The sequence below is a fragment of the Thermodesulfobacteriota bacterium genome (genome assembly GCA_039028315.1).
GTDB lineage: Bacteria > Desulfobacterota_D > UBA1144 > Nemesobacterales > UBA2774 > CR02bin9.
Window position 1 is genome coordinate 1 of sequence record JBCCIH010000031.1, and the last position, 14698, is coordinate 14698.

The 14698-nt window shown below is 40.6% G+C and carries 14 protein-coding genes and 1 riboswitch; of the genes, 3 read left to right on the forward strand and 11 right to left on the reverse strand.

The window, feature by feature from the left end:
- The coding region (locus AAF462_03410; GenBank protein ID MEM7008159.1) for a hypothetical protein at positions 1-730 on the forward strand (730 nt) is incomplete at its 5' end.
- A gap of 2 nt (positions 731-732) precedes the next feature.
- On the opposite strand, the gene AAF462_03415 is transcribed toward AAF462_03410, so the two are convergent.
- From AAF462_03415 to AAF462_03425, 3 genes are all read right to left on the reverse strand, one after another.
- A complete protein-coding gene (locus AAF462_03415) occupies positions 733-1617 on the reverse strand; it encodes an AEC family transporter (protein MEM7008160.1) in 885 nt (294 codons plus the stop codon).
- A 92-nt stretch (positions 1618-1709) separates the two neighbouring features.
- The gene (locus AAF462_03420) at positions 1710-2687 is read right to left on the reverse strand and encodes a beta-ketoacyl-ACP synthase III (protein MEM7008161.1); all 978 of its coding nucleotides are present in this window, start codon (positions 2685-2687) and stop codon (positions 1710-1712) included.
- Positions 2688-2766: 79 nt separating this feature from the next.
- The gene (locus tag AAF462_03425) at positions 2767-3225 is read right to left on the reverse strand and encodes a hypothetical protein (protein ID MEM7008162.1); all 459 of its coding nucleotides are present in this window, start codon (positions 3223-3225) and stop codon (positions 2767-2769) included.
- Positions 3226-3544: 319 nt separating this feature from the next.
- Between AAF462_03425 and AAF462_03430 the strand changes: the two genes are divergently transcribed.
- Positions 3545-3814, forward strand: coding sequence for a hypothetical protein (locus AAF462_03430; protein MEM7008163.1), 270 nt, complete (start codon positions 3545-3547; stop codon positions 3812-3814).
- Between the two features lie 73 nt (positions 3815-3887).
- Here AAF462_03430 and AAF462_03435 read toward each other — a convergent pair whose 3' ends face one another.
- The 7 genes from AAF462_03435 to AAF462_03465 all read right to left on the reverse strand — a co-directional run bounded on the left by AAF462_03435 (position 3888) and on the right by AAF462_03465 (position 12368).
- Positions 3888-4889, reverse strand: a complete 1002-nt coding sequence (locus AAF462_03435) for an iron ABC transporter permease (GenBank protein ID MEM7008164.1) — start codon at positions 4887-4889, stop codon at positions 3888-3890.
- An 18-nt stretch (positions 4890-4907) separates the two neighbouring features.
- Positions 4908-5678, reverse strand: a complete 771-nt coding sequence (locus tag AAF462_03440; GenBank protein MEM7008165.1) for an ABC transporter ATP-binding protein — start codon at positions 5676-5678, stop codon at positions 4908-4910.
- Complete coding sequence (locus AAF462_03445; GenBank protein MEM7008166.1) at positions 5662-6534, reverse strand: helical backbone metal receptor; 873 nt, start codon at positions 6532-6534, stop codon at positions 5662-5664. The genes AAF462_03440 and AAF462_03445 overlap by 17 nt, the downstream gene beginning before the upstream one ends.
- A 14-nt stretch (positions 6535-6548) precedes the next feature.
- Positions 6549-7496, reverse strand: coding sequence for a cobalamin-binding protein (locus AAF462_03450; protein ID MEM7008167.1), 948 nt, complete (start codon positions 7494-7496; stop codon positions 6549-6551).
- A 104-nt stretch (positions 7497-7600) separates the two neighbouring features.
- On the reverse strand, positions 7601-9097 hold the full coding sequence (locus tag AAF462_03455; GenBank protein ID MEM7008168.1) for a hypothetical protein: 1497 nt from the start codon (positions 9095-9097) through the stop codon (positions 7601-7603).
- A 28-nt stretch (positions 9098-9125) separates the two neighbouring features.
- The gene (locus tag AAF462_03460) at positions 9126-11021 is read right to left on the reverse strand and encodes a TonB-dependent receptor (GenBank protein ID MEM7008169.1); all 1896 of its coding nucleotides are present in this window, start codon (positions 11019-11021) and stop codon (positions 9126-9128) included.
- 70 nt (positions 11022-11091) lie between these two features.
- Positions 11092-11281, reverse strand: a riboswitch (cobalamin riboswitch).
- A 64-nt stretch (positions 11282-11345) separates the two neighbouring features.
- A complete protein-coding gene (locus tag AAF462_03465) occupies positions 11346-12368 on the reverse strand; it encodes an LLM class flavin-dependent oxidoreductase (GenBank protein MEM7008170.1) in 1023 nt (340 codons plus the stop codon).
- A 165-nt stretch (positions 12369-12533) separates the two neighbouring features.
- Here AAF462_03465 and AAF462_03470 point away from each other — a divergent pair, with 165 nt between their 5' ends.
- A complete protein-coding gene (locus AAF462_03470) occupies positions 12534-13586 on the forward strand; it encodes an LLM class flavin-dependent oxidoreductase (protein ID MEM7008171.1) in 1053 nt (350 codons plus the stop codon).
- Positions 13587-13644: 58 nt separating this feature from the next.
- Here the strand turns inward: AAF462_03470 and AAF462_03475 are convergent.
- Positions 13645-14698: peptide ABC transporter substrate-binding protein (locus tag AAF462_03475; protein ID MEM7008172.1), on the reverse strand; the 1054-nt coding region annotated here is incomplete at its 5' end.

The following is a 14698-nucleotide window of genomic DNA, read 5'->3' on the forward strand; positions in this document are numbered from 1 at the left end:
AACAGACCAAAAGGGAGACAATACGCAAAAAATAAAAATTAACGGAACTGGTGTTAAACGTTCTGACTTTGAAGATATAAGCGTAGGCAAGTGTTTTGATAAAACGTGCATCTTTATCGGTGACATCGGTGACAACAAGGCCAGAAAATACTCAGGCCAAATAATTATAATAGAAGAAAACAAGCAGTATGGGTCCTCAGTCGATCCCATTAAGAGACTTGAGATTACTTATCCAGACGGACCTCATAATGCAGAGGGATTAGCCGTTCATCCAAATGGAGATATTTATATAGTTACTAAGGAAGAGAACTTAAGAGATTTTGAGGCTTATCCTGCCAAAGTTTATAAACTACCAAAAGAAGTTTGGGAGAATAAAAACACTAAATCCGCTAAGCTAGAGCATATTGGAGATATTGATCTTCCATCTCTTAACCCTTCTGCAACCGCTTATGGCCAAGTAGTCTCAGCATTTGATATTGCGCCAGATGGTAAGAAATTTTTACTTCTAACTTATGAAAACGCATATGAGTTTAGTATAGACCTCGCCACACAACCCATAAAACCTACCGAGAAGCTTGTTAAGGGGGAGGATTACAATGTGATCGAGCTCAAATCTCTTCCACAGCAAGAGAGTATTACTTATATGCCCGATGGAAAATCATTTCTCTATAACACAGAGCACCACTGGTTTCAGGTTCCAATAATGAGAGTTGATTGCCAGGACAAGTGATATCAATCAATTAGGAAAGACAGTATAATCGGCGTTGTGATTATGGATATTATTGTGCCGGCTAAAATAATAGATGCCACGGTTTTGGAATCCTGGTTATATTTCTCAGCAAGAACGAAGTTGAATATTGCTGGCGGCATTGAAGCCTGCAGAATTATTACTTTTGCTACTAACCCCTCTAGCTTAAAGAGCCAAACGACAAAAAGTCCTAAAGCAAAACCTATTAGCACTCTCATACCACCTGCTAAGAAGGAGCTTCCAACGCTCATTAGACGAACCTCTGAAAGTTTGTAACCCAAAGCAAAGATCATAGTAGGAATACTTGCCTCGCCTAAAAGATCTACTGCTCTAAATAATGATGTCGGAACATGAACTTGTGATACTCCAAGCAAGACTCCTGCAATCGCGGAGTAAACAAGAGGTAGTTTAAATATTTCAAAAGGACTGGTGTCATAGTTTAGAATCAAAATTCCGTAAGTGTAGTGAATTACTGTTGTAGAAACCATGTAGAGAATTCCTATATAGAAGCCGGTTTCTCCAAATGCAAAAAGTATAAGCGGGAGCCCCATATTGCCCGTATTAGCAAAAAGAACAGGAGGCAGATATACCTTTATAGGCAGTTTCAAACCTCTTAGTGAGAAATAGCCTATTATGGATAACACCCCTATAATTATGAGTGTTGAAACAAAAACTATTCCTGCGATATTTATATCTATTTTTTCTTCATAAAGTGAGGATAGGATAAGAGCAGGAGTTGCCAGATAGATAACAAAGTCATTTAAAGCCGAAAGGTCTATTTTTTTCCATTTGCCAAAAAGGTAACCCAGAAAGGCGATTAGAAATACCGGCAGTACAACATTTATTATTTCAATTATTTCAGCAGAAATAGGCTTGTCTCCCCTAGATTTTTATAACTATCTTTTGAGTAGATCAATGATTGTATCTGATAAATGATATTAGTTGAAAAATTGAAAGGTTATTACCATCTTACAACTGATGCGCCCCAGGTAAATCCGGCCCCAAATGCTGAGAAAACTACAATATCACCTTTTTTAAGTCGGCCGCTTTTAACGGCTTCATCAAGTGCTAGCGGCACAGAGGCTGATGATGTGTTCCCATATTTGTCCAAATTACTAAACACTTTTTCCTCTGGTAGCTCTAAGCGCCTTCTCACAGCATCGATAATTCTATAATTTGCTTGGTGTGGGATTAATAGATCGATATCTTCGGGCATTATGTCGGCTTGTCTTATTGCTTCTAGAGAAGATGATTCAAGAGCCTTTACAGCTTCTTTAAATACTTCTCTTCCTTCCATTTGCAAAAAGTGACTGCCGTTTTTAACCGTTTCTTCTGAAGGCGGCATTCTAGATCCCCCGGCAGGCATCCATAAAAGCTCCCAGTGATCACCGTTTGCTCCGAGGCACGAGGACATTATGCCAGGAGTGTCTGATGTAGTTAAAACTGCAGCTCCCGCGCCGTCCCCGAAAAGTATACAAGTGGTCCTGTCATCATAGTTCATGATTTTGGACAAAGTCTCTGAACCAACTACTAGGAGGTTTTTATTACTACCTCCCTGGATCATGCCTTTTGCCACGTGAAGGGAATATAGAAATCCCGAGCAACCTGCTGAAACATCGAAAGCATAAGCGTTTTTAGCGCCCAAACGACTTTGTAGTACACACGCTGTGGATGGGAAAATATGGTCAGGAGTAATTGTTCCGACAATGATGCCGTCAATGTCATCAATATCCATCGACGCATCTTCTAACGCTTTTAGACAGGCCTCATAGGCAAGATCAGATGAAGCATGCTCTTCTTTGGCAATTCTCCGTTCGGAAATACCTGTGCGGGTTCTTATCCACTCATCAGAGGTGTCCATCATCTCTTCAAAATCAGCGTTGGATAACACTTTGTCAGGTATTGCGGAACCAATTCCTAGAAACTTTACAAAACTCAAGTTAGTTAGTACTCCCTAGCCAATCAAAAAGCTATTAGAATGATTGCATATTATCAGTCAACAAGGGTCTTTTGTCAAACTAAGAAATCACTTTATCAATAAGTGCGGCAAATTCAATTTTATCTTTATCTGAAAACTCAATTTTTTTTGAATGTACTATTTCTTCTGAGTAGAAATGGATATCAAAATAGTTTTGTTTTTTTAATTTCTCCAGCAATCCGATAGATGTGGGTGATTCAGTATTGAAAAAATAATCGAATTTGTATGCAACATTGGCTGCAGTGTTTAATTCCATTTTCATGGCAAGCGATGGAAATTCAGGTCTTTCAATTAATTCAAAATCAAAACTAGCTCGATTAATATTTCTAAGTGTGTCTATGTCACTATCAGGCGCAACTATGATAAGTGCTGCTTTATCATCAAATGTATCAAACATGCAACCGGATTCAATCATAGAAAGGGATATTTCCGCATCGGAGGATAGTTCAATTTTATCTGCATTCTCGTTTAAAAAAGGCTTTAGTAATAGTGATAGCAAAATATTTTCTCCACAGTGGTTAGATTTGCGACTATCTAGTATTTTATCGTAAAATCAAAGACTTATCCTTATATTAGTCTCAAAATATACAAGAAATAAGCTATTTTTTGTATCAAAATACAAATTTTCGCTTGACATTTACCTATAAAATTTATTAGTATCAAGGTATTGGCAATCTTAACAGAGGCCGATTATTGAGTAGTATCAGTAAATAATTGGGATTGGGAAAATTAAAACTCAAAACAAATATCAATGGTTTTAATTCGCTTTTTGAGATCTAATATTATAGAATTATGTTTGATTCAATAAGGAGGAGATAATGATGTGGACTCTAATTATACTGGGCATTGTGTTTTTAGGATGGTATATGATGTCACCACAAGGAGAAGCAGGAGCTGCTGCAGCACCTGAGGCTCCAGCCCCGCCAGAAGCCCCAGCAGCAGATGCGCCCGCAGCGGATAATGCTGTGACAGATGGAAGTGAATTTTCATCTGCTCAAGCTGATGACTCTGCACCAGCTGCAGAAGCTGCACCTGCAGAAGCACCATCAGGCGGCGGTGGAGATGACGATCCATTTAAAGCCCCTTAATAGTAAAGAGCTTTAATTTACATTTCCATTAAACTGAAATAGGATTGTAATCTCTTATCAACTTTGATATGGGTTAAACAATTATTTCTTTTTTGGTTCTTATCAATAGCCAAAGAAAGAATACTCCGCCTATTGCTGCCGTTATTATGCCCACGGGTATCTCAACAGGCGCAATGACAGTTCTAGAAACTGTATCGGCAAGAGTTAAGAAAGAAGCTCCCAACAAAAATGAGCACGGAAGTATTATTCTATTATCAACTCCTAATATCATTCTGAGAATATGTGGGATGATAAGCCCCACAAATCCGATTGGACCTGTAACAGCAATTACCGCACCTGCAGATAGAGATGTGGCAAAATAGATTTTCTTCTCCATTCGCCTAATATTAACACCTAGCGATGATGCAACATCGTCGCCAAGACCAAATAAATTCATATCTTTAGTTGCAGACAGAAGTATGATGCATCCGGGTACAACAAATATCAGAGTTTTCCATACAGTATCAAACCCCACTACATCTAAGCTTCCCATAATCCATCTAAGGGAATGCAGTGACTCCGTAAAATTTGAGAAGAACTGAATAAACATGACTACTGCAGAGTAAAGGAAATTAGCCACAACTCCTGCAAGAAGAAGACGCCCCGTTGCAACAACTCCGCCAACTTTTGAAACGGAGTACACAAAAAGCATTGTCAGAATTGAGAATATAAAAGCCGAAATCGAAACCAATGAAAATCCGAGAACGCCGATCGCAAGCCCTGATCGAATTGCTAAAAGCGCCCCAAGAGATGCGCCTCCAGATATACCAAGTGTGAAAGGTGAGGCAAGAGGGTTTCTAAAAAGAGCCTGAAGCGCCGCTCCTGCAATGGCAAGTGTGCCGCCAGCGATTGTTGCCATAAGCACCCTAGGCGCTCTTATTTTAAAGAAAATTGTGTTAGCTAAATCATCAGTGCTTGTCAGTGCTTCCAGTATCCCAATACTGTATGTACCAGAAAATAGCGATATGCACGCAATTATCACCCAAAGTAGAAAAAGTAAAACTATAGAGACTATGAATTTTCTGCTTGTGCTCATAATTGATTGACCGCTAAATTAATTAGGGAATACATATACTTTCCCGCCTTCTTTTTTCACAGTAACCTGGGTTTCATATGCAGAGCTTAAAAGCTCACTACTAATAATTGAATCTGTAGGACCTTTTGATAAAATGTTGCCTTTTTTTAATACAAGAATCTCATCGAAGAAATATAGAGAGGAGAAAATATCATGCGTTGCCGCAACAATAGAGATGCCCTTGTCTATTTGGAGCGATTTTAATATGGTCATAATTTCGTTTCTATGTTTAACATCTAGATAGGTAGCCGGCTCATCAAGGATCATAATATCTGGCTGCTGCACAAGTCCCCTTGCTATTGATGCTAGCTGCCGCTCCCCTGAGGAGATTTCATTAATAAGCCGATCCTTTAGATGAGATATCCCAATAGTTTCCAATGCTGCCTGTGCAATTTCTAAATCCTCTTCGCGTTCAAATTCAAATCTGCCCGTATAGGGCGCTCTACCCATCAGTACAACTTCAAGTACAGTAAACGGGAAAGCAAACATTGGGTCTTGAGGTATGTATGCAATAGCTCTTGCTATCTCACGCCTATCCATTGCCGAGATGTTTTGATCTTTAAAACTTGCAGTTCCGTTTTTTGGTTTAAGCACTCCGCATAGGATTTTAATTAGCGTAGATTTTCCTGCGCCATTGGCTCCTAAAATTCCAAGCATCGAGCCTTGATTTATAGATAGACTGATATTATCTAATATCTGCTCTTCGTTATATGAAAAGCCAAGATCAGTGCAGTTAATTATTGTTGCCATATTTTTTTGTTAGTTCAGGGTGGATTACTTCTGTAAGCACCTTTGCTCCTTCTACTATTCTTTGGCTAGGGTGAAGTAGCACTTTACTGGAAAGGACATAGACCTGATTATTTTTGACAGCATCCACTTGAGTAATATCGCTCCAGATCTCAAGTATTTCTTCCTCTCTGTCTACCTTCTCATGGTTTATTTCCACTATGACTTCAGGATTATAATTTAGTACTGATTCTTTACTTATCTTCAGTGCATTGCGTTCGTGTTCAACCACATTACTACCCCCTGAAAGTGTTACGAGTTCATCTATATAATTATTTGTGCCAATAACATATATATCTTCAAGGGTTCCCGGGTTTCTTCCTACAACAATTAAAACTCTTTTCTTATCAACATTTTTGGTTTTTTCTCTTATCTCTTCGAGGTTTGATTCTACATAAAGGCTTAAGGATTTTGCCTCTTTTGTCTTATCTAAAATTCTGCCCATATCAGATATTGTTTCTAAAATGTCTTGAATTGAATCATTGCTATTTGCTGTAAATGTATTAAGACCAAGGTCTCTTAGCTTTTGGCCAAATATATTGTCCTGATCCTTCATAAGTACTACGAGATCGGGTTTAAGCGCTAGTACAGCCTCATAGTTTGGGTTTACCCAGCCGCCGATTTTAGGAAGATCTACTACCTCTTTAGGATATTCGTCATATATTGTAACCCCCACTATATTCTCTCCAGCGCCAAGACCAAATATGACTTGGGTGAGGTTGGGAGAAATAGAAACAATTCGCTGAGGAACTTCTTTGGAATAGCTGTTTGCAGCTATGATGAAAAAAACAAATATAATGATGAGTAATCTTCTATGCATATTTACGACCTTTTTTATCCTGAGAAAAGCTCAAGTTTCATATAGTTTCTAAGGTTGATAATAGAGTTCGGCGGTGGGCTGTAATTTCTAATAATCTCGGGGTGAATTGCGTGAGCAAGTATTTCCAGACCATCTACAATACGCGGTCCGGGGCGATTGAAGTAATAATTCGCGTCAACTAAATAAATCTCCCCTCTGTTTGTTGCAGGAAGTGAAAACCATTCCTCTCTTGAGGTCACAGCGCCTAGCTCATTTAATGTTTTTTCAATATCAAAACCACACGGCATAAGAAACAGCATTTGCGGTGCAAATTCTACTATTTCGTCCCATTTAACTATGAAGGAGGGCTCTCCTGCTTTGCCGATTCCATCATGGCCCCCTGCGATTTCTACCATCTCTGGTATCCAGTGTCCTCCAACATAAGGGGGATCAAGCCACTCCATACAGAATACACGAGGCCTATCTCTTTCGTTCTCAAGAGCGTAGCGTATCTTTTCGACCCTCTCTTCTAATTTTTCTCTGATTTCAAGGGCCCTTTGCGCGGTTCCCGTTGCCTCGCCAATAGTAACTATTGTATCGAAGATTTCAGATAACGACGTTGGCTCTAGTGCTATTATCTCAGGCTTATGTCCAAGCACTTCGACAGCTTCTGATACCTGGTTTGCAGACACCGCACAGACTTCACACAATTTTTGAGTTAAGATGATATCAGGATTAGCTACCTTAAGAGCTTCTCTGTCCACAAGATATGTACTTTTACCCTCTAAGGCATTTTTTCTAACAAATTCGTCAATTTTTTTACTAGAGAGTTTTTTATGATCAATAAAACCCATTATAACGGCATCTTTCTCTCTTACATCCGGCGGGTAATTACACTCATGTGTAACGCCGTAAAGACTATCACCCAAACCAAGCTCATATACTATTTCCGTTGTGCTTGGTAGAAATGAACAAATGCGCATTTTTACGCCCCCATCATTTACTTAATGTAGGGAAGATGCAAGATGGATTTTCTTGCCTCTTCCCTCATAAATATCATTACCGGATTCGTTATTTATGCAAATCCTTACTGTGTTTGCAGTGTAGAATCCACAGACCCTAATTGCTGACTGATTCCGGTAATAAAATAAATATCTGCCCCGCTAAAATCTACGCCGGGCTCACCAGGTCTTATTGCTAGTGACTGCACTCCGTCAAACAAGTCGGAATTTGGATCATCTCCCCTTATGCCTGCAGGAAATGGGCTTATATATGGGAATGGATTGACTTGGTCTGTATCAGTATCCAAAACTGCAATCTGATCCGTGTTAAATAAGGTAGTGAATAAGAGCCCATCTTTAATTGCTATGTCCGCAGTGTTATTTAGACCGCTGAGATCTGTAATTACTATAGGGTTTGAGGTGCCATTTATTACTGAACCTTCTAACAGATCGACCTTTAAAAGCGCTCCAACAAGTCCAAGGCCCGTGTAACCAAATCCGTCCGGTGTTGCAGTTAAGTTGTTAGGCAGACAGACAGCTGAGTTTGTTTGGCTAAGTGGAATATTAATCGTATCAACAATAGTGTCTGTCCCAATATCAACCACGTCTATTGAAGGTGGGAACTCAAAGTCACATGAGAATTCAAAAGTCTCAAAATCAAAAAGAATATTCCCGTTGTTTAGAACATAGAGGTTTTGATCTATCTGCGCTATGCTGCTTGTGTTTGCGCCACTTGCTGGGATTATATCAACCACTTGGTCAGTTAAGCCGTCCAATACAGTAATAAAACCGCTACCATTTGGATTAAAATTTTCATCAAGATTATTGTTCGTGATATAAACCTTATCTCCGGCAACATGAACTCTCGAAGGCTCCTCAAATGTGTTTGAAGGCACGTTTACCACATTCTGGCATGGTGAAGTATTGCCCTGATCTTCGGCGCTTACTATTAGTGTTTCACATGCGCCGCTGAATATATTCACGATTGCAACACTTTGTCCGATATTATTGGCAATGTAGGCTTGATCACTTCCGAAAAAGTCAATGGAAATTGGGTTAGATCCTGGAGGAACAACAATTGTTCCTAGAAATGTAGGGGGGTTTTGGTTTAACTCAAAAACTTGAACATTGTTTGAGAACCCGTTTACGACATAGGCCCTGGTTCCCCTGATTTGAATCGTAGCCGGAACACTGCCTAGCGCTGCTAAATTCCGCTCTACTGCATTTCTAAGAAGGGTAACGCCAACCACAGTATCGATCACTATGCTGCCGCCATCTGTAACAACTATATTAAATAGATCGTCGGTATTTCCTACGAATGTAGGATCGAAACTACCGTCAATAAGACCAACAGTATCCTGCGTCTCGCCAGTGGCTAGGTTTGTAACAGACACTGTGCTTCCCGGAGGTACTGAACCCGGCAGACCACCTACTTTAATAGTCTCGTTCTGACCGGACCTTTCTGCGACGGCTAATATGTCACCCGTCGGCACAAAACCACCACCACCGCTTCCACCACTATCGCAGCCGATAAAAACTGCGCTGAACAAGCAAAGTATAAAAACTGAAAGTAATATTCTCATTTGTAAATCCTCCTTTTTATTTTCAAATTTATTTATCAAAATTTACTCCTGCTGTTACAAAAAAAGTTCTCCCCGGAAGTGGAAAGTCCAAAGCGTCTCTTACATCAAGGTTGTTAAAGAGATTTTTCACTTCAAAGCTTGCGAATACTTTCTTCCACTCGCCCTTAACACCTATGTTATGCGTGGTTCTAGGATCTGTAGTCCTAGCGTTTGGGAAGGCATTAAGTGGAATGCTGTCCACATAATGCGATTCCCAAAAAAGGGCCGCCATATCGTAATAGCTCAGAACCCCTCTGAAATCGAATTTATTTCTAGGTCGTCCAGGAAGCTGTGCGCCTGTGTCTTCTACCTCGCCGTCCAAAAACGTATAGGCGCCATAGAGTTCAATAAAATCAAACGGCCTTAGTATCAGACTTGTCTCAACCCCCTGCTCATCGACATTACCAATATTCCGAGGCTCAATTCTCTGTGCGCTAACAAATACGAAGAGAATCAGATCATCGATATGGCTTCTAAAATATGTAACTTCCAAAGCCGCCTTTGGGTGAGAGAGTAATACGCCTATATCAAAGTCGTAAGACGTCTCTGGTTTTAGATCCGGGTTTCCGCCAATAAAACCTTCCTCAGGGAAAAATAGCTCACCAAAACTAGGAGCTCTAAACGATCTTCCGAGATTGGTTTTGAACGTAAGGTATTTCTTCGGCGAAACTATGATTCCCAACTTAGGCGAGAAACCGACATCTGTTGTTGTTTCTTCTTGCTGGGTAGACCACACATCTAACCTTGCAACAGGATTTATAAGCAGCATCTCGTCAAAAAAAGTAATTTCATCTCCAGCAAAAGCGCTATATGTAAATCGCTGTGGGTTGTTGAAATCATCATCACTTAAAAACTCAGCCCTAGCCTCAGTTGCAAAAGTAATTGTCTGATTATATGGGGCAAACCATGTGAGTCTTGGGTTTACTCCAAAGGCATAAGTGTTGCTATTTGTATCTATCGGTACTCCAACCGTAGGGGTTGGGTTTCTAAATTTAAGCTTGTCAAACCTATTGTAGAGTAGTATGTCCAGATCAAGCTCGGGTTCTATAAATTCTGTTTTTGATATGTTTACACTAGTTAGGTTTCTAAGATCTTTCTGATTTGCGTTCGGCTGCTGGAATTCTCCCAAGCCCGGCACACCTCTATCGTCGTAGAAGAACTCGTTTAAAAGGCTAACTTCCCAGCCGTTTTGAAAATCATACGCAGCTTTGGCAAGAAAACTCTCAGAATGAAAATCATTATTAATTCTTGTTAGCGTCAGGTTATTAACCGACTTAAACTTAAAGTCTCCCTCACTTTGTGCGTGGGCAAAAGAGAGGAGATAGCTGAAATTGCCTATTGTCTGAGCCCGGCCAACATTGACCCTAAATGTCTCATAAGAGCCGTAAGTAGCAGAACCAAATGTAAATGGCTCATCAGTAGGTTTAGTAATAATATTAACAACACCACCCAGTGCATCAGTGCCGGCAAAGGCTGAAGCCCCGCCCCTTATCACTTCAAAGCGCTCAACGTAGCTGGTTGGAATTGTTGAAAGGTCGACTCCGCCGCCAAGAGGATTATTTAACCTCACGCCGTCAAGCATAATTACAACCTGATCATTTGATGATCCCCGGATCGAAAGGGTTTTAAGCTGGCCAAACCCGCCAAAGTCCCTAACCACTACTCCTGGCGAAAAGGAGATAAGCTCTGCTGCAGTTTTGTACTCTCCCTTAAACTCCTTGAGCTCAATCACTGTTGAAAAAGCAGAGGGGTAGTTAAGTGGAGGCTCAATTGGAGTATCCTCAACTATAACAGTATCTAGAGTTGTGTCTTGATTATCTTGAGCAATCGCAATTGTTGCGAAGATCACAAGAAGTGCAGATAACAAATATCTGATTATGTACACCTCCGGTTATCTGAGTAACCGGGAGGCGGAATGTGTTCAATACCCATTTACTTTCTCCCCCCGAAGATAAGTAAAATCTAAGTACAAAGGCAGGTGTTCTGGCTTGTAGCCTCGGGGCTCCTTTGCGCCTTCCCAGAATTAATTCCAGTGACTTAATGCAAAGGACTTTATGGACTACTTACAGCAGCGAGTGGGCTGCACCGGATTCTCACCGGATTTCCCATTTAAGCTTTAAAGCAACCTCGTACCATAAATTTTAAAAGATCTAAAAAACAGGATTTACATAATAACTTCGAAATCCTTCATATGTCAAGCTCATGCTTTTTATCCAAAATGTGGAATTACTTCTTTTCCAAATGTCTCAATCAAATTTGATATTATTTCATTAGATGCCTGAGGAAATACCATACGGCATGAAATGTAATTTATTCCCAACTCTTCACGGTACATCTCAATTTCTTTTATGCAGTCTTGAGGCGTACCTATAATGAACCTTTCTTCAGCCAAGTGTTCAAAAAGCGGATCGTCTAAATCCTTAAGCTGCTGACCCCTTACAAACATCTTAACTCCAAGCGTGAAGTAGAATTTGTACATGCTTATAATAAATTTATTTCCGCCCTCTATTGCCTCATTTCTATCCTGTGCCACAAAAGTTTCTCTAAGTAGAATATGCTCAACTTTACTTGGATCTCTTCCAGCTTTCTGTGCTTCGTCATTATAAAAAGCAAGAGTATCCCTAGCCATTTCTAGTGTTCTTCCGGGACCTATCAATAGCGGATAGCCATATCTGCCAGCTCTTCTTATGGCGGGCTCCTCAAAAGCTCCGACATAAAGCGGGATTGGATCTTGAACTGGTTTAGGAGTTAGAGTTGTATTTTCAAAACTGTGCCTTTTCCCCTCGTATGAGAACTGCTCTGCAGAAAGAGCTTTTTCCAGAACTTCAATACCCTCGTCCATACGCGATGGTCTTTGGCTCATTGGGACGCCCATGCCGTCAAACTCTTCTTTTCTGTAGCCGAGCACAACACCTAAGTCGAATCTTCCATTTGAAATGTTGTCCACTACAGCTGCATCTTCGGCAACTCTTACAGGATTATGAAGAGGCAAAATAATGCCAGAGGAGCCGATACGTATTTTTGACGTAACAGCGGCCATTGCACCTGCAATTACAGCTGGAGAAGGACAGTACCCATCTTCTAGAAAGTGATGCTCCGAGATCCATGCTGAATCAAAATTAACATCCTCCGCTAACTTCACCTGTTCTAAAGTATTTCTGTAGAGATCGGGGTGAGTGTAAGAAAGCTCAGGATGGGTTTGCATACCAAATAGACCTATACCAAATTTCATTTCTCTATCCTCCTTTGCGTTTAAGAGAGTTATGATTATAACATTAATTACAAGTCATAATCCACAGATTTAGCTACCAGTTTAGGGATATTTAATGAATGGTATTGTCTTTTGCAGACGCATGTGTTAAAAATGAGTTGAATAACACACAAAAGAGGTGTCAAAATGGCAGAAGATATAAGATTTGGGCTTTCTGCTCCCATGCCGGGGGCTGATTTAGACGGACTAATTGATTTCTCAGTAAAAGCAGATGAGCTTGGGTTTGATACAGTATGGTTTCCAGATCATGTTGTATTCGTATCACCAACAGAAGCGCATGAAGCATGGTCTGTTGCTACTGTGGCTGCAACTAAAACCAGTAATATCAGCATAGGCACAGTTTCAGATCCGCACAGGATGCATCCTGCTGTGTTTGCTCAGCGACTTGCTACTATTGACCACATATCAAAAGGCCGCGTAACACTTACTCTTGGCGTTGGAGAGTCAATGAACCTAGATGCCTACGGCATTAATTGGAATAAGCCGCTTGGAAGACTAAGAGAGGCTATGGCCCTTATGCAAAAACTTTGGGCGACTGAGGGACCATGTGATTTTGACGGTGAGCACTTTCAGATGAAAGAAGCATTTCTTCAGGTAAAGCCGTACCTTAGAAATAGAATCCCTATGTATATTGCAACCCATACTCCAAAAGGGCTTCAGTTAGCTGGCGAGCTTGGTGACGGCTGGATGCCGATAGACCTGACTCCTGATCTCTATGCTGGATATCTCGGTGATATTCATAAAGCTGCTACTGACGCTGGAAGAAACACAGATGAGATAGACCCAGCTCTTTGGACATTCACATCACTAGGAGCGGATGAAGATGAGGCTTACAAAAGTCTTGAGCCTTTTAAATATGTTCTCTGTATGCAAGACCAGCTTGCAAAAGCAGGATATGACGTCGATATACCAGAGGAGTACCACGGGCTTAACTATTTCAACGTAATTCCACAAGACGAAGAAGGAAAGAAAAAATTCAGGGAACTAGGTCAGTTCTTCCCTCGTGAGGCGATAATTGACTTCACGATTACAGGATCAAAACAAGATTGCATAAACAAAATTGAAAAATTTATTGATAAAGGGGTAAGACACTTTGTGCTGTTCTACAGGTTCAGCCCAGATCCTGCCAAAGCTCTAGAGACCTACGGAAAAGAGATTATTCCTTACTTCAAAGGCTGACATTCGTCAGGTATAGAAAATTATATAGGGGGCTATATAGCATAATTGCCCCCTTTTTTTAGTTATTCTGAGTTCCTTCTTTAAACGATACGTTTTTAAAAAGCACCATGTCTAAAGGATTAGGCACAAGACCAATCACATAAGGTTTGATTAGATTTTGTTGAGTTGTTATATAAAATGGCGCAATAGGAGAGTCAGTTTCTGTGAGAATTTTTTGCGCTTGGTTGTATAGTACAATCCTTTTTTCAGGATCGGTTTCTGAAGCGGCCTTTTCAACCAGTGCATCATACTCTTCATTACACCAGCCTGTTCTATTGTTGCCGGAGTTGCATGTAAAAAGGCTCATGAAATTATGAGGATCAGGAAAGTCAGCTCCCCATCCTGCTCTATGAATCTCAGGTGGGTTTGTGTTGATCGTGCTTAGATATACCTTCCACTCTTCGTTAATCAGTTTCACTTCAACTCCAAGGTATTCCTTCCACATACTCTGAAGCGCCTCTGCAATTACTCTATTAAAACTCACGTCGGGCCATAGGAAAGTAACTTCAGGAAATCCTTTTCCATCGGGATAGCCTGCCTCAGCCAGCCACTTCTTTGCCTGCTCGGGATTAAAATCGACCCCAATCTCAGAGTTGTATGCCAGCATATCTTTAGGTATCCAAGATGTAGTGGTAATGCCCGCGCCTTGAATTAAGTTAATAATGCTTTTCCTATCAATTGCTGCTGAGAAGGCTTTTCTCACAAGCGGATTATCAAATGGCGCCTTTTCTACATTAAACGCTATGTAGTTAGTTCTAAATTGTGGAGTAGTCGTAAAATCCTCCATCACTTTTAGTCTCGGCACCTCTAGCGGAGGAATACTCTTACTGTCTGCAAAATCAAGCTCCCCACTCTCATAAAGCGCAAGCGCAGATGAAGGGTTCTCATTCATGACCATATTCACATTTTGGATCACTGGTTTTTCGCCCCAGTAATTTTCATTGATAGTAAGAAGCATATTATCGTGATGACGCCAGCTAGAAAGCTTATAAGGCCCTACAGTCACTATGTTTTCTGGCTCAGTCCATCTTATACCGTGAGCCTCCACAATGTCTTGCCGCATTGGAAATGTG

What these genes read in the sequence shown, in the direction of transcription:
- AAF462_03470 (MEM7008171.1), top strand. Translation starts at nt 12,534, where the DNA reads ATGGCAGAAGATATAAGATTTGGGCTTTCTGCTCCCATGCCGGGGGCT.
- AAF462_03445 (MEM7008166.1), bottom strand. Translation starts at nt 6,534, where the DNA reads ATGCATAGAAGATTACTCATCATTATATTTGTTTTTTTCATCATAGCT.
- AAF462_03465 (MEM7008170.1), bottom strand. Translation starts at nt 12,368, where the DNA reads ATGAAATTTGGTATAGGTCTATTTGGTATGCAAACCCATCCTGAGCTT.
- AAF462_03430 (MEM7008163.1), top strand. Translation starts at nt 3,545, where the DNA reads ATGATGTGGACTCTAATTATACTGGGCATTGTGTTTTTAGGATGGTAT.
- AAF462_03450 (MEM7008167.1), bottom strand. Translation starts at nt 7,496, where the DNA reads ATGCGCATTTGTTCATTTCTACCAAGCACAACGGAAATAGTATATGAG.
- AAF462_03440 (MEM7008165.1), bottom strand. Translation starts at nt 5,678, where the DNA reads ATGGCAACAATAATTAACTGCACTGATCTTGGCTTTTCATATAACGAA.
- AAF462_03455 (MEM7008168.1), bottom strand. Translation starts at nt 9,097, where the DNA reads ATGAGAATATTACTTTCAGTTTTTATACTTTGCTTGTTCAGCGCAGTT.
- AAF462_03435 (MEM7008164.1), bottom strand. Translation starts at nt 4,889, where the DNA reads ATGAGCACAAGCAGAAAATTCATAGTCTCTATAGTTTTACTTTTTCTA.